At 31.3% G+C, this 21,307-nt stretch carries 33 protein-coding genes and 1 pseudogene; 5 read left to right on the top strand and 29 right to left on the bottom strand.

The genetic code is table 11. From position 1 onward, the window contains the following. Nucleotides 1–276: 276 nt before the first annotated feature. The 14 genes from HMPREF2647_RS11345 to HMPREF2647_RS09825 form a co-directional block, all read right to left on the bottom strand. The gene (locus HMPREF2647_RS11345) at nucleotides 277–438 is read right to left on the bottom strand and encodes a hypothetical protein (RefSeq protein WP_168210225.1); all 162 of its coding nucleotides are present in this window, start codon (nucleotides 436–438) and stop codon (nucleotides 277–279) included. Nucleotides 439–724: 286 nt separating this feature from the next. After that, nucleotides 725–1,153: a terminase small subunit gene (locus HMPREF2647_RS09885; protein ID WP_070860017.1), complete on the bottom strand. Its 429-nt coding sequence runs from the start codon at nucleotides 1,151–1,153 to the stop codon at nucleotides 725–727. Nucleotides 1,154–1,178: 25 nt separating this feature from the next. Beyond that, nucleotides 1,179–1,418 carry a terminase small subunit gene (locus tag HMPREF2647_RS09880; protein WP_070860015.1) on the bottom strand — a complete coding sequence of 80 codons (240 nt, stop codon included), beginning with the start codon at nucleotides 1,416–1,418 and terminating at the stop codon, nucleotides 1,179–1,181. A gap of 54 nt (nucleotides 1,419–1,472) precedes the next feature. Continuing rightward, nucleotides 1,473–1,994, bottom strand: coding sequence for a coiled-coil domain-containing protein (locus HMPREF2647_RS09875; RefSeq protein WP_070860013.1), 522 nt, complete (start codon nucleotides 1,992–1,994; stop codon nucleotides 1,473–1,475). Nucleotides 1,995–2,005: 11 nt separating this feature from the next. After that, nucleotides 2,006–2,239 (bottom strand): hypothetical protein, encoded by a 234-nt coding sequence (locus HMPREF2647_RS09870; protein WP_065581156.1) that lies wholly within the window; start codon nucleotides 2,237–2,239, stop codon nucleotides 2,006–2,008. Next, a complete protein-coding gene (locus tag HMPREF2647_RS09865; RefSeq protein WP_070860011.1) occupies nucleotides 2,229–3,071 on the bottom strand; it encodes a pathogenicity island protein in 843 nt (280 codons plus the stop codon). The genes HMPREF2647_RS09870 and HMPREF2647_RS09865 overlap by 11 nt, the downstream gene beginning before the upstream one ends. Before the next feature lie 53 nt (nucleotides 3,072–3,124). Further along, nucleotides 3,125–3,922: an AFG1/ZapE family ATPase gene (gene zapE / locus HMPREF2647_RS09860; protein ID WP_070860010.1), complete on the bottom strand. Its 798-nt coding sequence runs from the start codon at nucleotides 3,920–3,922 to the stop codon at nucleotides 3,125–3,127. 12 nt (nucleotides 3,923–3,934) lie between these two features. Next, the gene (locus HMPREF2647_RS09855) at nucleotides 3,935–4,738 is read right to left on the bottom strand and encodes a DnaD domain protein (RefSeq protein WP_070860009.1); all 804 of its coding nucleotides are present in this window, start codon (nucleotides 4,736–4,738) and stop codon (nucleotides 3,935–3,937) included. Nucleotides 4,739–4,773: 35 nt separating this feature from the next. Then, on the bottom strand, nucleotides 4,774–4,998 hold the full coding sequence (locus HMPREF2647_RS09850; RefSeq protein WP_037556069.1) for a hypothetical protein: 225 nt from the start codon (nucleotides 4,996–4,998) through the stop codon (nucleotides 4,774–4,776). Between the two features lie 33 nt (nucleotides 4,999–5,031). Then, nucleotides 5,032–5,346: a type II toxin-antitoxin system toxin TscT gene (tscT, locus tag HMPREF2647_RS09845; RefSeq protein ID WP_070860008.1), complete on the bottom strand. Its 315-nt coding sequence runs from the start codon at nucleotides 5,344–5,346 to the stop codon at nucleotides 5,032–5,034. Next, nucleotides 5,346–5,744 (bottom strand): hypothetical protein, encoded by a 399-nt coding sequence (locus HMPREF2647_RS09840; RefSeq protein ID WP_070860007.1) that lies wholly within the window; start codon nucleotides 5,742–5,744, stop codon nucleotides 5,346–5,348. The genes tscT and HMPREF2647_RS09840 overlap by 1 nt, the downstream gene beginning before the upstream one ends. Nucleotides 5,745–5,799: 55 nt before the next feature. Then, nucleotides 5,800–6,000 carry a hypothetical protein gene (locus HMPREF2647_RS09835; protein ID WP_231103777.1) on the bottom strand — a complete coding sequence of 67 codons (201 nt, stop codon included), beginning with the start codon at nucleotides 5,998–6,000 and terminating at the stop codon, nucleotides 5,800–5,802. Between the two features lie 65 nt (nucleotides 6,001–6,065). Further along, the gene (locus HMPREF2647_RS09830) at nucleotides 6,066–6,335 is read right to left on the bottom strand and encodes a hypothetical protein (RefSeq protein ID WP_070860005.1); all 270 of its coding nucleotides are present in this window, start codon (nucleotides 6,333–6,335) and stop codon (nucleotides 6,066–6,068) included. Between the two features lie 2 nt (nucleotides 6,336–6,337). Next, a complete protein-coding gene (locus HMPREF2647_RS09825) occupies nucleotides 6,338–6,538 on the bottom strand; it encodes a helix-turn-helix domain-containing protein (protein ID WP_070860003.1) in 201 nt (66 codons plus the stop codon). 141 nt (nucleotides 6,539–6,679) lie between these two features. On the opposite strand from HMPREF2647_RS09825, the gene HMPREF2647_RS09820 reads away from it, so the two are divergent. The 4 genes from HMPREF2647_RS09820 to HMPREF2647_RS09805 all read left to right on the top strand — a co-directional run bounded on the left by HMPREF2647_RS09820 (nucleotide 6,680) and on the right by HMPREF2647_RS09805 (nucleotide 10,182). Next, nucleotides 6,680–7,435: a helix-turn-helix domain-containing protein gene (locus HMPREF2647_RS09820; protein ID WP_053083529.1), complete on the top strand. Its 756-nt coding sequence runs from the start codon at nucleotides 6,680–6,682 to the stop codon at nucleotides 7,433–7,435. A gap of 106 nt (nucleotides 7,436–7,541) precedes the next feature. Next, on the top strand, nucleotides 7,542–7,775 hold the full coding sequence (locus HMPREF2647_RS09815) for a hypothetical protein (RefSeq protein WP_002468636.1): 234 nt from the start codon (nucleotides 7,542–7,544) through the stop codon (nucleotides 7,773–7,775). A 21-nt stretch (nucleotides 7,776–7,796) separates the two neighbouring features. Further along, on the top strand, nucleotides 7,797–8,777 hold the full coding sequence (locus HMPREF2647_RS09810; protein ID WP_070860002.1) for a DUF3644 domain-containing protein: 981 nt from the start codon (nucleotides 7,797–7,799) through the stop codon (nucleotides 8,775–8,777). Nucleotides 8,778–9,045: 268 nt separating this feature from the next. After that, nucleotides 9,046–10,182, top strand: a complete 1,137-nt coding sequence (locus HMPREF2647_RS09805; protein WP_070860000.1) for a site-specific integrase — start codon at nucleotides 9,046–9,048, stop codon at nucleotides 10,180–10,182. Nucleotides 10,183–10,273: 91 nt separating this feature from the next. Here HMPREF2647_RS09805 and HMPREF2647_RS09800 read toward each other — a convergent pair. The 7 genes and pseudogenes from HMPREF2647_RS09800 to HMPREF2647_RS09770 all read right to left on the bottom strand — a co-directional run. Continuing rightward, nucleotides 10,274–10,504 (bottom strand): annotated as a pseudogene (locus HMPREF2647_RS09800) (PTS transporter subunit EIIC); the annotation flags it as partial. A 5-nt stretch (nucleotides 10,505–10,509) separates the two neighbouring features. Further along, nucleotides 10,510–10,824, bottom strand: a complete 315-nt coding sequence (locus HMPREF2647_RS09795; protein WP_017174827.1) for a PTS lactose/cellobiose transporter subunit IIA — start codon at nucleotides 10,822–10,824, stop codon at nucleotides 10,510–10,512. Between the two features lie 19 nt (nucleotides 10,825–10,843). Then, the gene (gene lacD, locus HMPREF2647_RS09790) at nucleotides 10,844–11,821 is read right to left on the bottom strand and encodes a tagatose-bisphosphate aldolase (RefSeq protein ID WP_019835810.1); all 978 of its coding nucleotides are present in this window, start codon (nucleotides 11,819–11,821) and stop codon (nucleotides 10,844–10,846) included. 3 nt (nucleotides 11,822–11,824) lie between these two features. Next, nucleotides 11,825–12,757, bottom strand: a complete 933-nt coding sequence (locus tag HMPREF2647_RS09785) for a tagatose-6-phosphate kinase (protein ID WP_037541586.1) — start codon at nucleotides 12,755–12,757, stop codon at nucleotides 11,825–11,827. 12 nt (nucleotides 12,758–12,769) lie between these two features. Next, nucleotides 12,770–13,285 (bottom strand): galactose-6-phosphate isomerase subunit LacB, encoded by a 516-nt coding sequence (gene lacB / locus HMPREF2647_RS09780; RefSeq protein ID WP_002448324.1) that lies wholly within the window; start codon nucleotides 13,283–13,285, stop codon nucleotides 12,770–12,772. 15 nt (nucleotides 13,286–13,300) lie between these two features. Next, nucleotides 13,301–13,729, bottom strand: a complete 429-nt coding sequence (lacA, locus tag HMPREF2647_RS09775; protein ID WP_002448540.1) for a galactose-6-phosphate isomerase subunit LacA — start codon at nucleotides 13,727–13,729, stop codon at nucleotides 13,301–13,303. A 232-nt stretch (nucleotides 13,730–13,961) separates the two neighbouring features. Continuing rightward, nucleotides 13,962–14,717 carry a DeoR/GlpR family DNA-binding transcription regulator gene (locus HMPREF2647_RS09770; protein ID WP_019835773.1) on the bottom strand — a complete coding sequence of 252 codons (756 nt, stop codon included), beginning with the start codon at nucleotides 14,715–14,717 and terminating at the stop codon, nucleotides 13,962–13,964. Nucleotides 14,718–14,922: 205 nt separating this feature from the next. Here HMPREF2647_RS09770 and HMPREF2647_RS09765 point away from each other — a divergent pair, with 205 nt between their 5' ends. Further along, a complete protein-coding gene (locus HMPREF2647_RS09765; protein WP_019835774.1) occupies nucleotides 14,923–15,657 on the top strand; it encodes an NAD-dependent protein deacylase in 735 nt (244 codons plus the stop codon). A gap of 161 nt (nucleotides 15,658–15,818) precedes the next feature. Here HMPREF2647_RS09765 and rpsI read toward each other — a convergent pair whose 3' ends face one another. The 8 genes from rpsI to HMPREF2647_RS09725 form a co-directional block, all read right to left on the bottom strand. Then, a complete protein-coding gene (rpsI, locus tag HMPREF2647_RS09760) occupies nucleotides 15,819–16,211 on the bottom strand; it encodes a 30S ribosomal protein S9 (RefSeq protein WP_002448344.1) in 393 nt (130 codons plus the stop codon). 19 nt (nucleotides 16,212–16,230) lie between these two features. Continuing rightward, entirely contained in the window at nucleotides 16,231–16,668 is a 438-nt protein-coding gene (rplM, locus tag HMPREF2647_RS09755; RefSeq protein WP_002448612.1) for a 50S ribosomal protein L13, read from the bottom strand. Nucleotides 16,669–16,918: 250 nt separating this feature from the next. Continuing rightward, a complete protein-coding gene (gene truA, locus HMPREF2647_RS09750; protein ID WP_048679181.1) occupies nucleotides 16,919–17,722 on the bottom strand; it encodes a tRNA pseudouridine(38-40) synthase TruA in 804 nt (267 codons plus the stop codon). 4 nt (nucleotides 17,723–17,726) lie between these two features. Beyond that, a complete protein-coding gene (locus tag HMPREF2647_RS09745) occupies nucleotides 17,727–18,533 on the bottom strand; it encodes an energy-coupling factor transporter transmembrane component T family protein (RefSeq protein WP_049414047.1) in 807 nt (268 codons plus the stop codon). Beyond that, nucleotides 18,523–19,386 (bottom strand): energy-coupling factor transporter ATPase, encoded by an 864-nt coding sequence (locus HMPREF2647_RS09740; protein WP_019835776.1) that lies wholly within the window; start codon nucleotides 19,384–19,386, stop codon nucleotides 18,523–18,525. The genes HMPREF2647_RS09745 and HMPREF2647_RS09740 overlap by 11 nt, the downstream gene beginning before the upstream one ends. Then, complete coding sequence (locus HMPREF2647_RS09735; RefSeq protein WP_048762077.1) at nucleotides 19,383–20,195, bottom strand: energy-coupling factor transporter ATPase; 813 nt, start codon at nucleotides 20,193–20,195, stop codon at nucleotides 19,383–19,385. Before HMPREF2647_RS09735 ends, HMPREF2647_RS09740 begins: the two co-directional genes overlap by 4 nt. 301 nt (nucleotides 20,196–20,496) lie before the next feature. Beyond that, nucleotides 20,497–20,868: a 50S ribosomal protein L17 gene (rplQ, locus tag HMPREF2647_RS09730; protein WP_002448491.1), complete on the bottom strand. Its 372-nt coding sequence runs from the start codon at nucleotides 20,866–20,868 to the stop codon at nucleotides 20,497–20,499. 21 nt (nucleotides 20,869–20,889) lie between these two features. After that, nucleotides 20,890–21,307, bottom strand: a 418-nt coding sequence (locus tag HMPREF2647_RS09725) for a DNA-directed RNA polymerase subunit alpha C-terminal domain-containing protein (protein ID WP_305367153.1), incomplete at its 5' end; no start/stop codon positions are given.

Raw genomic sequence — 21,307 nt, 5'->3', positions numbered from 1 at the left:
TCATACTCTTGATTCCATTGTTCAAATTCATGTTTTATCAAAGAAAAGTTACGATCAAACAATGGTATTTCATTTAAAAAAGCGATAGAAATATAATTACTATTCATAAAAAACTCCCTTCTACTCAAAAATTCATAAATCAACATTGCTTTATTCTAAATGCTTTATTAAACCAAAATCAACGAATTGTCGGATAGTACATTCACTATATATATTTGTAATTTAATTAACAGTTCCACTCAACATCAATAAATTTTCTCGACATATATGCATGACTTACATTTTTCGTCTAGCATTCCAACCAATTAACGCATTACCAATAAAACCAACAACTCCACATAATAAAGCCACAGAGAATGAGTTATCTCCTATAAAAAAAACAACTAAAAATATCAAAATTCCAACTACTAAACTTATTATCCACTGACTTATTTTCATGATTTAAATCTCTCCTTTTAAATACCCTTATTTGCAAATTTAAGATACTTTTTAGAGCATTTAGAGAATTTCATATATATTTTTACTTAATGACTCTTAGAACGCAAATAAAAGCTGAATTTAAAAAATTAGAAAAACAAACCTTTACTTTATATACTACCAAATTAAACTCTTATTTAATATCAAATACAGAATAAAGGGTACTGTAAAATACCGATACCTTAATTATTTATTAATAAAAAGCACCTACTCAAAATTGAGTAAGTACTATTTTCATAATCATTCTTTAATCTTCTTCTGGCACATCATCAATGAATATTGGTGTAGTGATTTCTATTTCTTGTTTTTCAGTCCACATTCTGTATCGTTTACCTAAGAGTTCTGCAGCTTTTATTCTGTCTTTTGCACTAGGCTGTACTGTTTGGATTTCTTGCATACCGTCGCCTACATATACCAATATTTCTTCTTTTTCTTCGCCTCTAAGCACTCGTGTTAAGTAACGCATGATCTCATCAGTTTCTGCTATGCTTTCTTTTTGAATAATTTCTAAGTTGTCATCTATATATTTATTTATACTCACATTTTCCAACAATTTTATCGCATTACCTCTCGCATAACTTACACTATAACCCGCATTTACTGCCGATTGATAGGCGTTTCCAGTTCGAATGTACTCATCTGCGAATTGTTTTTGTTTTAGCGTTAATGACTTCATTTTATCCCTCCTAACAAATTATCGCCTACTTTATTAATCTTGTTAAATAACGCATAACTCCGTATTTCTCGGTCATATTATCATTCTTTATTTCTTCTAAACGCTCATGTATATAGGATTTCACATTAATATTTTCCAATAATTTTAAAGCATTATCTCTTGCGTATACTTCGCTATATCCCACTTTTACGGCTGAATAATAAGGATTACCCGTTTCTATATACTCATCTGCAAAGCGTCTTTGTTTAGTTGTTAATTTTTTCATGTAATACCTCACTAAGCTATAAAATAAGCCCACTATAAAAGTAGGCTACATTGCTTAAATATAAAATGGTTTGCGACTATTGACGCTACCCATAAACTCAGTTGGTTGAATATTGTTTTCTCTTGTTAATCTATCTATATAATGGCTTAAATTACGTTGATTAAGTAGATAACTATTGTTATGTTCTTCCAGTTTCTGTTCTGCTTGTTTTAGTTCTTCTTTGAGCTTGTTATAGTGTTGTAAATCATCATAGTAAATATCAATATATTCATCACTTAATTTATCGGCTTCTTCTTGCATGCTGCTACAATTTTTAATAATAACCTGTTTCAGTGATTGCTTCATAACACTTAAACGTTTTACTTTTGCTTTATACGTTGTTTCTTGCTTATCAATTTTAGTATATAGCTTATCAGCTTTTTCAACTTGGCCACTTACTACTAATTCTTGATAGTCTTTATTAAGTTGATCAATCTTTTCTTTTTCGCTATTTACTTCTTGTTCTAGTGCTTGTATATCCTTTTGATAGCTTTCAATATTCTTTTTATGCACTTCAATTTGTTTTAATGTTTTCATGAATAGCCCTCCTATTTAAATAATTCAACATGCTTCGCTATTTCTTCTTGTCGTTGGTTAGCGTCTTTAATGCTCATGATTTGTTGGCGTTTCTCATGCTTTTCTAAGCTACTTAATTCTTTCTTTTGTTCTTGTGTTTGTGCTTTCTCTTTTGCTTGGCGTTCACTATAGTTATATAATGCTAATCTTTGTGATTCTGATAGTTCTAATGCTTCACTTAATTTATTCATTTCATCATTGTTCATATCGTTTTAACCTCTTTTCGATTGGATTATTTATTAGTGTTCTTGTTATTGCTTTTAAATGATTATAGGCTTGTTTTCTTTGTTTCAATGGCAAGCGATAAAGTGCTGCATCAGTTAATATTTTGAGATTATAAATATCAATATTAAACTCATGACGATCTAGCACATAAGATAAGAGTTCATCATTGTTCATCTGTTGAATTAAGTCAATGAATACTCCCATATCTGTATTTCGTTCTGCTTCATGTTCTTTAATCAATCTCAGCTCTTTCTCTTGATTGAGTGTTAAGCCATAACCATTATTAATCTTTTTCTTTTGTTGTCTTTTTCTTATTTCGTCTTTATCCACTAAGTACGCATTAAATGACTTTTTGTTATGTTCTTCTTGCCTTTTCTCTCGTTCAACTTGGACATAGTTATATAAATCAATTTTAAAGCGTCTCACAAGCTCATTATCACGCACCTTTGCATTTCTGATGTAATTCTTTATAAATATCTGTTCTTGCTTTGTATAGCCTTCTAAAATAGCGTATAAATGATATAGGTTTCTATTGCTTTTTCTGATGAACGCACTCAACTTCTCTTTTTCTTCAATGATGTACATAACTAGGCTTTCTAAATTTTGCGATTGATAGTAAACCATTTGAGTTACTGGATCACATACCATGTTTGGTGTATTACGTTCGTATAACGTTTCGATATAGTCCTCTATCATCTGCTTTTTATCTTCAATAAATTTAGGGTTGTAAACTGTGAATAACGTATAATCACTAACCATTTCAATGTCTTCGGTGTCTGTGTCTGGTTGATACGCTTGTTTTAGACTTGCCATACTATGTGTTACTCCTTTCTAAGAAGCGGAACGGGTACAAAGCCCGTTACCACTTATGCTTTAAAATCTTTTAATCTATAATCTGTACCATGCATTTTTATAATTTGTGTGTTTTTCATCAAACGACTAAATCTTTTTGCTTTATCGTCATTGTTAGAAAGTTCTAATGCTTCACGATTAGTTGTTATGATGTTGCTTTTACCTGTTCTCATGTCTGTTAGTGAAAATAGTTTTTCATTGCCATAATCGTTTACTGTTGTGCCGTAATCATCTATCACAAGCAAATCTACATCTCTAATCATTTGATCTAATTCTTTTTCAGTCATTGCTACATTCTTGTTATAGGTATTTCGATAAGCTTTTACTAATTCAGTAACATCTAAGAATAAAGCTGTATAGCCTTTCTTTTTGACTTCTCTTACAACCGACATAGCTAAATGACTTTTGCCTATGCCATAACTCCCCTGTAAAAGTAGCGACTTTGGTTTATCTGGTTTAAAGTTAGCTGCATACTTTTGTAGAATCTGCTTAGCTTCTAATAAGTTTTTATTAGTTGGTTTATAATTATCAAATTCAGCTTTTAATAAATCATCATTCATCATGGATTGCTTAAATACTTTTTCAATATTCAAGCGTTTTTGATTTGCTTTGTGTTGGCTTCTACTTTGTTTTCCTTTCTCAATGGATTCGCACTCGCACCCGTTTCTAATTATTTGAATTGTACCGTCTGACTTTCTGAATTTATGATAACTATATATGTTTTTGCATTTATCACATTTAAGGTTATATTGTTCTTCAATCAATTCACTACGCATTTTGCTTTTTAAATCAATATCATTAATACTTTTCAAGCATCTTCCCTCCTAAAATAAATCTGCATATTGAGAGTTATCGAATGTTTTTGTAGATTCCGTTTTATTCTTACTTGCTTCACGTTGTTTTCTACGTGCTTCTATGTCGTTAATAGACTTAATACCGTCTTGATACCAACTTTTAAGGATACTGTTAGCATAGCTCCACTTACACACGTTATTTGTTGCTGCTTCTTTTAATGCTTCAATAATGACATTTTCATTACCGTCGAAATCATCTATCCAGTTTTCAATCTGATCAACTACAAATGGTTGAAGTATTCCAAACCCATTTTCTTGGTAAAAGTTGAATACATTACTGTAAGAATGTGACGGTGGTTGTTGTTTAGTAGTGCTTGCACTACTACTACTGTTAATTTCAGTATCATAATTATTAGTTAAATCCTTATAGGTATTATTAATATTAGTAGTGTGCCCTTTCGCGTTTTCGCGTTTCGCATTTATGCGTTTGGCGTTTTCGCGTTTCGCGTTTTCCCCAAATGGCATTTCGCGAATGTTTTTTGGTTTTTCATACACTACATAATCGTAACCATTAAAATCACCATTATCTTTACGTTTTCTACTACGTTCTACATAACCAACTTTAATAAGTTCGTTAATCCCACTATTGATTGACTTCTGTCCGTCATTCATATGCTTTACTACTTCTAATGTATATATTTGCCAATCATCAGGACGACTTAATAAATACAACAAAATACCTTTTGCTTTAGCTGATAATCTATCATCAGTTATAAAGCCTTTATGAATAGTTACAAAATTACCACTTTCTTTTTTCACTCTATACGTTGCCAATCTTCTGCCCTCCTTTGCTGCTAATTTTTATCAATTTATAAAAAGCCTCTTTCAAATAATTGTGTTCGTAGTGTTTTAAAACGTTTATAACTGATCATCAAATCATTGCATGTTTGTGTAGCGCTAGGAATAAAGTTATCCCCTACGTGTGCCATGTAATAGCAATACAATGCTTTAGCTTCGATACTTATATCTTTACTAGACATAACACTTTGCGTAATGACGCCATAACCTTTAGAACACTTGATTTTATTAGTCATAAAATGCTATCCTTTCAGTAGTTTATTAGTTTTTTAATTATTCGCGTTATCTGATTTAGTCGCCAAACTATTCATATCAGATGACGTTTCTTTTTTATTTAATTCTTTAAATCGCTCTAGTAAACTATCAAATTCTTTTAAATACATATGCAGTAAATCAGAATGTTGAGTATGTTGAATACGATTTTCTGAATATCCCATTAAATAACGTGATGTTTCTTCTTGCGTTTGAATTTCTCTTTTTATATAAATATCATCAAAGTGCCATGCATGAGTGGTATATAAATCTTCCAATTTTTCTTTTAAGATTTCTAAATCACTTAAAATGTTTTTTTGTTCCCAATTCATTATTTTGCTCCTCCATTTCTATGAACAACAATGTAATTTTTATGTTGATTTCGAATATTTGCGATTAATTCATTAAGTGCGTTTTGTAATATAAATAAATCTTTTAAATTTTCTGTAGATGCAAAATCAGTTAAATTTAATTTATTAGTTTTGAAGTGATTTATAAGATTTGTTACATTCATGTATGTTTCAAAAACTTTTCGATATTTAAGTGCAATTGCACCTGCTAATTTGTCGTGTGCTTCTGGTTCTATTCCCCAACGTTCAAACATTACTTTGATGATTGCTCTATCTCTGTCGAATCTTTCCTCAAATGTTAGTTCTTCTTCTAAATTCATACGATCTTTATATAATTGATATATGATTTTTTCGGTTTGTTTGTTATTTAAATTTTTCATAATTTTGTTCCTCCTAATGCTCCATATTGAAGTGGTTTATTATTTTGAATACTTTTTATCTGTTTCTTAAATGCTGTCTGTATGCTTTATAGAGATATGAATGTTCTTCATCTCTCATATCAAATTTAAGTGCTGCAATCATACTTCCAAATAAGAAAAACACTAACGCATAATGTAATTCAGAATACATATTTAGAAATATAGTAATTACACATATATAAGCGAGTTCATTCAGAAATCTAATCAATTTAAACACCACCTTAAAATTGAATTAATACTATCGTTCAATCACAAATTACTAACATGCGGGACTTAGATAATTTATTTTTTCTGTGATAGTAAAAATTCTTCGACTTCTTTGAGATCATAATAATAACTGCGCCCTTGTTTTCGTTTAGTTAGCCCTAAACGTTCCCATTCGGTAATATCACTATGTGTACATCTGTATAACTTTCTTAATTCTGTTTGCGTAACCCATCTCTTTTGTTGTTGCTCTATCTTTCGCTGCGCTATCTGTTCGGCGAGTTTTAAGATACCATTTGCTAATTCTAAAGAAGCGGATTCACTTAGTATTGGTTGCTGTTCTGCCATAGTTACTCCTCCTTAACATCGAAGAAATCATTTAAAGTTACTTCAAAATATTCACAAAGCTTAATTAAATTTTGTAAATCTGGATTTATAGTTCTTTCGTGATACAGTCCGTAAATTGCATTTCTTGAAATACCAGTTTCTTCACTTAATTTTGTAGTGTTTATCTTTTTCTTGCCCATTAGCATACTTAAATTATTTTTCATCTTAAAACCTCCATTGTACTCTTTTGTTTTTGTTGTGATGTGAGTACAATATTATTATATAAAGATGCATATTACTTTGTCAATATAAAAATAGTTGTAGTGTGAGTACTGAAGACTTATAATATTATTTGAGGTGAAAATATGAATTTTGGAGAAATATTAAAAAAAGAACGTGAAGGTTTTGGAATAAGTGTAAAAAAGCTATCTGAACTATCTTCTGTATCTACAACATATATAAGTAAACTTGAAAATAATAAACGTAATTTCCCAACTGCTGAAATAATTTATAATTTACTATTTGGCTTTAAAAATTTAATTGAAGAAAGATATGGTACAACCAAAAATATTAGTGAGGTAAATAGTAGTTATTTAAAGGAAATACTTGATAAATTTATTAATGCTGATGATAGTAATTTAAAACAAAAAAATATTGATTTAATGTATCAATACTTTGATGATTTTTATAATGAAAAAATGCAGACTATAATGAATGATAATAGTCAAATTGAAGAATCCATATTTTTAAATAAAATACAAATTGAAAAAGGGACAACTAATAAAAAAGAATTAGATAAACCATATTTTGATCTTAATTGGCTATTAAAACAAAAAGACTTCGAAATTTTTTATGGAAGAGATTTTATTTTTGATAAGAACATAAATAATAAAAAAACGTTAAACGAAAGAGAAATGTATTTTTATAACATTTTAAATGAACAAGACATAGAAACAATTAAAAAACTTATTGAAACATTTTTAGAAAATAAATACTCTAGAGTGAAACAAGATAAGGTTAATGAATTGTTTAATATGTTTACCAATAAACAAAATATTGAAAATAACCAATTTAATAATAGTCTTACTTATTTCGAATTACTTAAAAATATGCGTATCTAGTTTATGTTCTATAACTTTTGCTTACGAGTTCATACATACTATTTACACATTAATATAGCATTACATAGTCGTTTATATTTAAATTTAATTAAAGGAGAAAGATAGAATGTACTTCAATGATTGGAAAGTTACTATTAACGGAAAAGGATCACATGATGTTGTGACAAATGAAGATACTTTGTTAATTTTGCAAGATTATCAACATGTTGAAATAGCATTAAAATTAGTAAACGATACTATTCAAGTAAAATCATTAGGATATGGAGAGGATGTAAGCATTAACCCTACTACAAAAGAAATAACGGTTAATGTAACAAATTTATTAGAAGATGATGAGTAATTAATTAAAGGAGGTTGAGAGATGGAAAACTTAAGTAAACAATTAGTTGATAAAAGCATTGAATCTTTTATTTTAGGTTTAGAAATATATAATAAACCAACAATTAAATACAGAATCGAGGGCTTTTCCTTTTTTATATGTAATGCATGGGAATTAATGTTAAAAGCAGAATTATTGAATCGCGGAGAAAGTATTTATTATGAAGATAATCCAGAAAGAACAATTAGTTTAAATAATGCCATTAAATTAATCTATCCTGATTATAATACTCGAATTAGATTAAATCTGGAAAAAATTGTAGATTTAAGAAATATAAGTACTCATTTTATAACTCAAGAATATGAAGTTAAATATGCTCCACTATTCCAAGCATGTGTAATGAATTACATTAATGAAACTATGAGATTTCATAAAAAAGATGTTTCCGAAAATATTTCGCAAAACTTTTTAACTATCTCTGCTAGCTACGAGCCATTATCTAACGAACAAATAAAATTGAAATACCCACCTGAAATTGCTGAAAAATTAATAAAAGAAACTAATGAGATAGATGTGTTGAGCAAGGAATATAATTCAGATAAATTTTCAATTGGGATTAAACAAAATCTTTATATTACTAAAAAGACAGAAAATGCTGATTTTACAGTAGCTATTCATAAAGGTTCTGATAACAAAGTCGATGTAGTAAAAGAATATAAAGATCCGTCAGATACACATAAATATTCATTTAAAAATGTCATAACTGCAGTCAATGAAAGATTGAAAAAGAAAAACATAAATATGTCATATTCTAAAGGTTTCAACCAATATGTATTAAATTTAATAATTGAATTTTATGATATAAAAAATGAAGAAAAATATGCATTTAAGCATACAATAGGAAAACAACAATCTTTTACCTATTCCCAACAATTTATTGAATTCATCGTTAGTGAAATAAAAAAGAACCCAACTAGATTTGTTGATAGTTTAGTTGATAGTTTAAAAAATAAAAAAAGATAACCCCAGGCACATAGGAATGCTCAGTGCATATTGCATATGCACCTACCCCTTTTTGGGACCCAGCGTTAATCCTTCTCGAGTTATCTTAATCACATTATAAGTTACATTGCTTATTATTTCAAGAATAATTATTGGGTAGCTCGCCTACCCTATTATAAATTCACTTACAACAATATTAATACTATTACCGCACCAATGAGTAACCACTCTCAAAGGTGTGTTCAATCCAATCAAATGCATGCGGGCAAGTAGAAAGGATTGATTTACAATGATTAAGAAATATAAAAAGAAAGACGGCTCAACGGCGTATATGTTTGTTGCATATCTCGGTGTTGATCCAATTACTCGTAAGCAGAAGCGGACAACAAGACGTGGCTTTAAAACTGAAAGAGAGGCCAAAATTGCAGAAGCTAAGCTGCAAACAGAAGTACAAGCTAATGGCTTCTTAAATACTGAAATAATGACGTTTAAACAAATATATGAACTATGGTTAGAACAATATAGAAATACAGTAAAAGAAAGCACCTATCAGCAAGCAATGACAACGTTTAAAATGATGATACTTCCACACTTTAAGGATATGGCTATTAAAGATATTACCGTGCCACATTGTCAAAAAGTAGTGAATGAGTGGTATCGAACATATTCAGAAACGAAAAATGGGCGTATATATGCGTCTACTATCTTTGAATATGCTATTAGTTTAAAAATCATAACTGATAATCCATTTAATCACATAAAAGCACCACGTAAGAAAAGTAATCAGAAACATGAAACAATGAAATACTATACAAGTGATGAATTGCAGCAGTTTTTAGAGCTTGTAAAAGATAATGTATTACATCATGCTTTATTTCGTACACTTGCCTTTACTGGTATTAGACGTGGCGAATTAATGGCTTTAACATGGAATGATATAGATTTTATTAATCAGACGTTAAGCGTGAATAAGACGCTTGCAGAGGGCTTAAATCATAGGCAATTTATAGATACTCCTAAAACTCGTTCATCAATTAGAACGATCAGCGTTGATAATAAGACGTTAGAAGTATTAAAAGAGTGGCGTACTCAACAACGTGTGTTATCTCTTAAACACGGTCATAATACATCTAGCAAACATCAAGAAATATTCACGAATGTAGAAACGAATAAACGACTAAATAGAGTATATGCTAATGAAACTTTGAATTTGATATGTAAGAAGAATAATTTTAAAAGGATAACAGTACATGGCTTTAGACATACGCACTGTTCATTATTATTTGAAGCGGGCTTATCTGTTCAAGAGGTACAAGATAGATTAGGTCACGGGGATATACAAACGACTATGGGAATATATGCACACGTTACAGAAAAGCAGCGTGAGAAAGTGGCTGAAAAGTTCGCAAATTATGTTAGTTTTTAGTAATCACGTATTCAAAACGTATTCAATTCATATCATCAAGAGTTGTAAACCGCTTCATACCAACGTTTACGGCTCTTTTTTAGCTTAAACCAACAATACCCATGGTATAGTTATATGGTTTCATCAATATACCTTCCATCGTTTTACTCCAAGTAAAGCCAAACACGTTAGGTACATATGTGATTAAAATAAATATACTTGAGAACAAGATAATTGGAATTGCTGCAATAAATCCATCACGAATCGCTCTTAAATAAATATTACGGGATATTTTTTCAAAGAACGGCTTTCCTTTTTCTATCCATGCTATTAACTTATTCATAGGGGTCAGCTCCCTTTTTTGTATAATTCAATTAAATGCTTCATTAAATCTTTTAATAATAACGTTGTCATTAAATGGTCTTGTCCGTGAATCATTGTAATACTAAATGCAATGTCATCACCTTGCGCTTCTTGAGCTAATAAGTTTGTTTGAGCTTTATGTGCATTTGCAATACATTCATTTGCTTCCTCGGTAAGTTGTTCAGCTTTTTCAAAATCACCTTCATTAGCAGCGTTTAAAGCCTCTAATAATTTTGAACGTGCATCTCCTGCATATGCGACAATTTCAAAACCAAGTAATTGTACTTCTTCTCTGTTCATATGAATAACCTCCCCTAAGTTATTTTGCTTTCCAAGATGTTGCAGTTGTTTTTAGTACTTTATTTAAATCATCAATGTTTTTATATCCAGTTGTACGTAACCATTCTCTTGCGGCTTGTTCTCCTTGTTCAATATAAACTTTAACTGCACCAGACCATGTCGCACGTCCGCATAACACACCATTGAAATGTGCACCTGCATCATGTGCAAATGTTAATGTTTCTTGGAATAATTCAGCTGATACACCAGCACTTAAATAAATATAAGGTAAATGTGTCGCTGCATCTTGATCACGGAAATGTTGTGCTGCTTCTTCTTTTGTGTATACAACTTCACCCTCTGTAAATCCTTCGACAAAATTCATATTTACGGGTACTTCAACTTTAAGCACATCAACATTGAATCGCTCTTCTGAGAATAACTTCATTGCTTCATTTACTTTACGAGGTTTTACTTTTGCAAATTCAGCACTTTTATTATCTGGAATATTATCATCATAAGTTAACACTTCTAAGAAAAATGGAATGTCTTCAGCAACACATTCTGAACCAATTCGTTCAATATAAGCTTTCTTTTGAATGTTAATCTCTTCTGAATCATCTACATCATAATAAAGTAAGAATTTAACTGCATTGGCACCCTGTTCTTTTAAACGTTTAGCAGACCATTCTACTAAGCAATCAGGTAAACGACCTTTTGCATTCACGTCATATCCAGTTTTTTCATATGCAAGTAATAAACCACACTCTTTATTACGTGCATCAGAAGCAGGTAAGCCATATTCAGGATCTAAAAGAATAGAAGATGCATATTGTGTTAACTCTTCTGATACAAGTACTTTTAATTGTTCGATTTGTTCAACTGTAGGAGGTTCTGTTTGATGTTCAGCCATCATTCTTTTTAATGCCCCACGTTGATCAAATGCTAAAGCTGAAATAATACCATCTTGATTACTTAATTGTTCGATTGATGCTAATTTTTGTTGTGATTTTGTCATGAATTACACCTCTATAACTTCAATTTGTTTGAATAGTTCTTTAAATTTATCTACATTGATATGACCTGTTTGATGCTCCATTGCATTTAACATTCCAAATGCATTCGCTTTTTTCAGTAAATCCTCATCGGATTGTTGATGAACAAGACCTGATGCAATACCTGCCACAGTAGAATCACCAGACCCTACAGGATTAACGACTTCTATTTTGGGGATATTTACTTTATAAAATGTTTGATGATGTTTAGCGAAAGCGCCATCGCCACCTAAAGAAACAATAATCCATTCAATACCTTTGAAGATGGGTTGAGTAACCGCTTCTTTTAAACTATCGATATCTGTAGTGACAGTAGTGTGTAATAATTGAGATAATTCATCAATATTAGGTTTTATCACTGAAGGCTTATTTTCGCTCAACAATACATCCATTAATGATTGACCAGAACTATCTAAAATCGTAGGTAGCTCTTGTTCATTTGCTAATTTCACAATATCAGCGTAGTAATTTGTATTAAGACCTTTAGGTAAACTTCCAGACATCGCTATAACATTAGCTCTTTTAAATAGTTCTAAAAGATGTGCTTTATAGCTCTCTGCTTCTTCCTTGTCAATAGTTGGTCCTTGTTCGAGTATTTCAGTTTGTTGTCCTTCATGTAGAATAGCGATACAATTTCGCGTTTCTCCTTTTATTTTGAAGAAAGACTGTTCAATTTGAGCATCTGTTAATTGTTCTTCAATAAATTGACCTAATGCGCCACCTAAAAAGCCACTTGCTAACACATTTTCGCCAAATTCTGATAATACACGTGTTACATTTAATCCTTTTCCTCCAGCAGTTTTACTCGTCTTTTTAACTCTATTCACAGTATCTAGATGAAACTGTTCTAATGGGTAAGAGATATCAACTGAAGGATTTAAAGTTAATGTTAGAATCATTTCACATCTTCCTTAATCGTGATATTCACCTTTGTCCCATTTTTCTAAGAATTCATCAAAGAAGTGAGGATTAGCTTGATTATCGTTATGTGCTTCTAAATGATTAATTTTAGCAATTAATTTTTTATTTTCTTCAGTAGGTTTGTATTCTGCTTTGATAAATGCATCAACGATATCGAAAATAAATAATTCGCCTGCTACTTTACCGCCGAAACTAACAACATTAGCATTCAATTCTTCTTTTGAATAAAGTGCTGATGTCATATCACGTACTAATGCTGTTCTTACACCTGGGACTTTGTTTGCTGCATTACTAATACCAACGCCAGTACCACAAATACATACGCCTAAATCTGCTTCTCCACTAGCAACTTTTTCTCCTACTTTTTTACCGAAGATAGGATAATGTGTACGTGTAAAATCATACGTACCTACATCAATAACTTCGTGTCCTTGAGCTTTTAAGTGTTGTGAAACTTCCATTTTTGTATCAGTTACAATGTGATCGCAACCTATAGCAATTTTCATTATTTATTCCTCCAATTAGCACATTTTATTTAACATATCTACACGGATTTGGTGACGTCCGCCATCATAGTGTCCATTTACAAATTCTTTAGCAATATTTTTAGCTAATGTATCGCCTACAATTTCAGCACCCATCGTAATCATGCGTGCATTGTTGTGACTACGTGTCATATATGCTGAACGTTCATCTGATACTTCAGCAGCAATCATTCCTTTTACTTTTGTAGCAACAATAAAACTACCTGCACCATAAGCATCCACTGCAATTCCTAAATTATCATCGTTCTTTTGTACTTCGTGTACAACTGCTAATGTTGAATCAACAAAGTCTAATTCTTTTCCTTCTGTTACATCTACTACATCATGGTTATTTTCTTTTAAAAATGTTTTTACAACATCTTTAAGACGTTGACCAGCGACATCTGAACCAATAAAAATTGTCATAATGATTCTCCTTTGAAAATAAGATAATTAAACACATGTGTTTGAAAAAGCGCTTTCAAATCTTTACACCTAAATTATAAACATAAACAAACAAATAATCAACAATAAATGTTCGAATATTGTTTGAAATTTCGTTTATTTAAACAAAATGTTTTGTTTTTATGTTTAATTGCGTTCAATTATCTAAAAAAATACCAAGATTGTTTAAATAAACAATCTTGGTATCATTCAATTAATGTATCACTTCTGTATAAGCTTTTAATTTTTGTACATTATCTTCATCATTTTTATCTACAACAACTGCTGTTAAATCTTCTAAATGACATAATTGGGTAAAATCTTCTTTTCCAATTTTTGAAGTATCAATTAATAAGTACTTTTCAAGTGAACGATGAAGTGCAAGTTGTTGTGTATACGCTTCGTCAATTGTAGAAGTGAGCACATCTGCATCTTTTATTCCATTACAACTAAAAAACATTTTACTAAATCGTTTTGTTTTAAGGAGCGTATTCGTCATTTCACCTACAAATGATTCAGTAAGTTCTCTCATTTCTCCACCTAATAAGTAAACTTTAAAATTTAGCGAACGCTTTTCAAATAATATTTGAAATACTGGAAAACAATTCGTAATCACTGTTAATGACTCTCGATCTATTAATTGAGCCAGTAACTCGATTGTTGTTCCAGGTCCCAAAAAAATCGTATCGTTTTCTTCAATTAAGTTAACAGCTTTCCTTGCGACAGCACGTTTTTCTTCAATATTCTCTGTGTGCTTTTCTTGATGAGACTTTTCTTTAATTTGAAAAGCTGAATTACTACGTGCACCGCCATGTATTTTAGTTAGTAATCCTTTTTCTTCTAGTTCAGCTAAATCACGACGTACTGTCATATCAGATACGTTAAGATCCTCAACGATTTCATTTGTCCTAACCGTTCCTTTTTGATTTACGAGTTTAGTAATTTCTTCTAAACGATCGTATTTATTCATTCAAATTCTCACATCCAACTTATTTTATTAAACATGTCCATATAAAATGAACACATATATCTCATAAAGATTTTAAGCGCAATTTCATTCTATACTATTACTTGTTTTAAAACTAGAAAATAAAGGTAAAAATATGTTGTAATAATAGTATAAAATTCATTTTAAAAAAGTTATATTAGTCATTATTATAAACGAGGTGCTCAGATTGAGTAATAAAATCGAAAAATTAAAAGAAATTGTTGATAAATCAAACAAAATTGTATTTTTTACTGGTGCGGGTGTATCAGTTGCAAGTGGCATACCTGATTTCCGTTCAATGGGTGGATTATTTGATGAAATTTCAAAAGAGGGTTATTCACCTGAATATTTATTAAGTGTTGATCATTTAAATGATAATAAAGAAAGCTTTATCGACTTTTATCATAAACGACTACTAGTAGCTGATAAAAAACCTAATATCGTTCATGAATGGATTGCAGAATTAGAAAAAGAAGGCAAATCTTTAGGTGTGATTACCCAAAATATCGATGGGTTACATGAAGATGCTGGAAGTGAACATATTGATGAAATTCATGGTACACTGAATCGCTTTTATTGCATCAATTGTGGAAAAGAATATACGAAATCATATGTTATGGAACACAAATTAAGATATTGTGAGAACTGCGGTGATGTCATTCGCCCTGATATCGTATTATACGGCGAAATGCTCGATCAGCCTACTGTCTTTAGAGCATTAGATAAAATCCAAAAAGCAGATACTGTCATTGTGTTAGGTTCATCCTTGGTCGTACAACCTGCTGCTGGCTTTATTTCTAACTTTACAGGAGACAATCTTGTAATTATTAATAGAGACGCTACACCGTATGATAGACAAGCAAGTTTAGTTATCCATAATGACATGACAGAAGTGGTTGATGAAGTTATGAAAAATAAATAGATAGACATGTGGCTAGTGTTTCTTAGAACTACTAGCCTTTTTTATATAAAAAAGCACTTCTCAAAGTTGAGAAGTGCTTTAAACATTTTAATTGAACACAAATTGCTGACGCAATTTGCATACTGAACTTGTAAGCAAACAAGTTTGCAACAATTCCAATATTAACGTTTTGAGAATTGTGGAGAACGACGTGCTTTTTTAAGACCTGGTTTTTTACGTTCTTTCATACGTGGGTCACGAGTTAATAAACCTGCGCGTTTTAAAGAACCTCTGTATTCTGGGTCAGCTTCTAATAATGCACGAGCGATACCATGACGGATAGCTTGAGCTTGTCCAGTGAAACCACCACCGTATACGTTAACTAATACATCATAGTTACCTTTAGTTTCTGTAACATCGAATGGTTGGTTTAAGTCTAAGATTAATGATTCGAATGGTAAGTATTCGCGTACGTCACGATCGTTAACAGTGATATTACCTTCACCTGGTACTAAACGTACACGTGCTACTGAGTTTTTACGACGGCCTGTGCCTCTATATTCAACTTGTGCCAATGTAATTTCCTCCTTCTAATTAACCACGTAATTCGTAGTTTTCTGGTTGTTGTGCAGCGTGTGGGTGTTCAGCGCCACTGTATACAAATAATTTTTTACCTTGTTTTTCACCTAAACGTGAACTTGGTAACATTCCTTTGATAGAAGTTTCAAGTAAACGAGCAGGGTTGTTACGTTTTAATTCACCAGCAGTCACTGATTTAATACCACCTGGGTGATTTGAGTGACGGTAGTAAACTTTATCTTGTTCTTTTTTACCAGTTAATTCGATTTTTTCAGCGTTGATGATGATTACATAGTCACCAGTATCAACGTGTGGTGTATAAGTTACTTTATTTTTACCGCGTAAGATAGATGCTACTTCTGATGATAAACGACCTAATGTTTGGCCTTCAGCATCGATAACATACCATTTGCGCTCAATGTTTGATTCATTTGCCATAAATGTTTGACGCATAATAATTATCCTCCTAAAAATAAATGCTTCGTCTTAGATTACAGGTACTCATCGCAGTCGAACCTACGAACGAGGCCTGCAATCTAGGTCATTCTGTTACGATTTCAAAGCGTAATGTTCATTTATTTTATTCCTGTCTAATCTGCTTATATATCTTGTAACACAATAAGTTTCCGGGGCTTATCGTGGGATGATATAAAACAATACCGTTAACTATCTTATATTTTATAAGCCCATTTGTCAATGCATATTAGTCATTTTGTAATGATTTTTTGTAATGTATTTTTATATCCTCACCAAAGTCATTTTTAAGTGCTTCTGGATCTAAATATATCTTTTCAAGATATAATCCTTCAGCGGGTGCTGTAAAAGGGACATTATCTCTATTTTTAGCTTTAAGCAGTTCAGGAACTTCGTTAGGTTGTCGCTTCCCTTTACCTACTTCTATTAAAAAAGCTACAAGTACGCGCACCATATTATATAAGAAACCAGAACCTGTGACGATATAGTCAAAACCTTCGTCCGTTTTTACAACTTCACTTTGGTATAGTGTACGTTCTTTACTTTCAACTTCAGTCTTTTGTGAACAAAATCCAGTAAAATCATGAGTTCCAATAAAGTGTTTAGCCGCTTCATTCATCTTATCTAAATCTAAGTCATCTTTTATAAATGTCTTAAGACCACTTTCAAATGGATTGCGATGTTCCGCTTGATACACTTTATAGCGATATCTCTTACCTACACAATCATAACGACAATGAAACGTGTCATCTACTTGTTTTACACTATTCACGTAAATATCCTCAGGTAACGCACTATTCATCGCATATTTCCATTGTTTAGGCTCAATATTCAATTCTGTGTCAAAATGAAAATACTGTTCATAAGCATGCACACCACGATCTGTGCGACTTGATGGATGTATACGCACATGCCGACGATGCATACGTTTTAAAATTTTTTCAAATTGTTGTTGAACAGTTCTACCTTGTTGTTGAATTTGAAAACCAAGAAATCCATGTCCTTGATACGCAATATTTACTAGTATGCGCAATGTCTTACACTCCCATATATTTTAATACAAATAATATCATTCCAATAGGTATCAGACTGAATAGACTCAAAGTATCTCTCTTATGCCATGACAACTTACGATAACTTGTACGTTGTACATTAGCATCATATCCTCTAACTTCCATTGCAATTGCTAATTCATCAGCTCTTTGAAAGGCAGAAATAAATAGCGGTATCATTAATGGAATGAAAGCTTTAATTCTTGTCATTAAACTACCCGAACTGATTTCAGAACCTCTTGATTTTTGAGCAAGAATAATTTTATCTAATTCATCCATCAATGTTGGAATAAACCTTAAAGCAATTGACATAATCATACTTAATTGATGCACAGGAATTTTAAATAGTTTCAATGGGGCCATTAACTTTTCAAAAGCATCAGTCAAGTCAATTGGACTTGTTGATAATGTCATAATTGTTGCAACCATAACAATTGTTATTAATCTTAAAGAAATAAAAATACCTTCTAATACCCCTGTACTATCAATTTTAATAAAACCTATTTCTAATAGCGTAGTCCCACCGTGAGTAAAGAAAATGTGCATTAAAAACGTAAAGATTAAGAAGAAAAATATCGGTGTTAATCCTTTAATTAAAAACCAAAATTGAATTTTAGCCATTTTCATAAAACATAGAATTAATAATATTACCCAAGCAAATGTAGCAAAAGAATGAGCAAAAAAGATAAAAATAATAAATACAAATACAAAAATCAACTTTGCTCTAGGATCAAGACGATGTATTACAGAGTTATTAGGTAAATAACGTCCTATAATAAGTTTATTTTTCATGTTCTTGCCACTCCTGATACAACGTTACAAACTCATCTTCATTTAAGGCAATATCATTAAACATGGTTTGATATTTATCTTCAACATCATATTGCAGTTGTACTACATCAGGCAATGCAATATGCCAATCTTTCAGTTTTTCGTGTTGTCTGAATAATGATTTAGGAGAGCACTGTTCTATTACTTTCCCTTGTCTCATTACAATGATTTCTTCTGCATATCGTGCCACATCATTCATATCGTGTGACACTAATATGACAGTTTTATGATGATTGACCTGAATTGATTTTATTAATTCCATCACTTGCTGACGACTTTTTGGGTCAAGTCCAGCAGTAGGCTCATCAAGAATAATTATATTCGGTTTCATTGCAAGGATAGAAACTAATGCAATTTTACGCATCTGACCACCTGACATTTCAAATGGCGATTGTTCCATAATATGATGATCAAAACCTAAATCTAAGAGTAACTGATACGCATATGACTTAACTTGTTCCACATTCATCTTAAAATTTTTAGGACCAAATGCCACTTCTCTTTCCACACTATCTTCAAACAATTGTGATTCAGGAAATTGAAAAACCAAACCTACTTGTTGTCTTAATTCTCGTAGATGCTTGTCTTTTGTTTTATGAGTAATCTCCTTATTATCAAAAGTAATACTACCTTTTGTTGGTTTTAATAGCCCATTAAAATGTTGAATGAGTGTGGATTTACCACTTCCTGTTTGACCAACAATCGCATAGTATTTACCTTGCTCAATTTTGAGATTGATATCATTTAAGGCTTGATATTCATAAGGAGTGCCTTTTTGATAAATATATGAAACATGATTAAATTGAATGGTCATAATTTATCAACCAGCCCTTCATATGTAGTGAATTCATCTTTAAAGCCTAGCTTTTGATTCATTTTCATTGCAAATGGTAAATCTAAGCCAATCTCTACTAAATACTGTGTATTTAAAAAAATAAAATTTGGCTTGCCTTCTTTGTAAACTTTGCCTTTATTCATAATGACGACATGGTCGCTTTCTAACGCTTCACTTAAATCATGAGTAATAGAAATAATCGTTAAATTTTTCTCTTGTTTAACTTGTCTAATTAATGAAAGTAAAGACTGTTTACCTTGGGGATCTAACATAGAGGTTGCTTCATCAAGAATGATGACATCTGGACTTAGTGCTAAGACTCCTGCAATAGCCACGCGTTGCTTTTGGCCTCCCGATAAAGAATGTGGTTCATATTCCATATATTCTTTCATATCTACATTATCTAAAGATTGAATGACGATTGCTTTCATTTTGTCATGAGATACTGCGTGATTCTCGAGTCCAAAAGCTACATCATATTCCACAATTGAACCTACAAATTGATTTTCTGGATTTTGAAAGACAATACCAATATGGCGTCTAACCTCTCTTAAATAATCAGGCGTAACTAAATGATTGTTATAAAAAATTTCTCCTTCAGTTGCTTGTTCTATTCCAACTATAAGTTTTGCAATTGTAGATTTCCCCGAACCATTATGTCCTACAATGGATGTCCATTGATGTTTTGGTATATTAAATGACACATCTTCTAAAGTGAAGGCCGCATCTTTTTGATATTGAAAATGTACATGTTTAAGTTCGATGATATTGTTATTATCAGTTTTCACAGCCTTCCTCCTTTATTAATAGTTACTACATTAGTTTACATGAATAAAAACTAGATGTACATGAGTAAACGTCTTTTATATATAAAAAGAGTCATGCCTCAAAAGCACGACTCTTTTTAATCATTATAGATTCATTAAAATTAAAAAAGCGCGCACCCCATCACATTTTAGTTGAGTTCACGCTTTATATTAGTATTTAGTTGATGGGGTACTCTGAGCTAGACAATATTTGTATGTGGCAAACATTATCGTTGCACTCATTTGCTTTAAATACAAGTAGTTAGTGTATTTATATATAAAATTAATCTACTAATTCGATGATAACTGATTCAGCACCGTCACCACGACGAGGACCTACTTTAAGAATACGAGTGTATCCACCTTGACGTTCTGCATAACGTTCAGCAATTTCACCAAATAATTTTTGAAGTGCAGTTTGTGTAGTTTCATCTTCATTTAAGATTTCAACATTACGTAATGTTTTAGCAGCATTACGACGAGATGCTAAGTCACCTTTTTTACCTAAAGTGATTAATTTCTCAACAACACTACGAACTTCTTTTGCACGAGCTTCTGTAGTTTCAATACGCTCACTTACGATAAGTGATGTAGCTAAGTCACGTAACATAGCTTTACGTTGATCAGAAGTACGACCTAATTTTCTGTAACCCATGAGTTAACCTCCTTTAACTTATTAATCTTCTTTTCTTAAACCTAATCCTAAATCTTCTAATTTATATTTAACTTCTTCAAGAGATTTACGACCTAAATTACGCACTTTCATCATATCAGCTTCAGACTTGTCCGCTAATTCTTGAACAGAATTGATGCCTGCACGTTTTAAACAGTTGTATGAACGTACTGATAAGTCTAATTCTTCGATAGACATTTCAAGTACTTTTTCTTTTTGATCTTCTTCTTTTTCAATCATGATTTCAGCATTTTGCGCTTCATCTGTAAGACCAACGAAAATATTTAAATGTTCAGTCATAATTTTAGCAGCTAATGAAACAGACTCTTGTGGAGTAATTGAACCATTAGTCCAAACATCTAAAGTTAATTTATCAAAATCACTACTTTGACCTACACGTGTATTTTCAACTGTATAGTTT

Origin of the sequence: Staphylococcus sp. HMSC035D11, from assembly GCF_001836075.1 — a bacterium.
In the GTDB taxonomy this organism is placed as follows: domain Bacteria; phylum Bacillota; class Bacilli; order Staphylococcales; family Staphylococcaceae; genus Staphylococcus; species Staphylococcus hominis.
The sequence above is the reverse complement of the archived record's forward strand: the minus strand, read 5'-3'. Positions and strand labels throughout refer to the sequence as shown.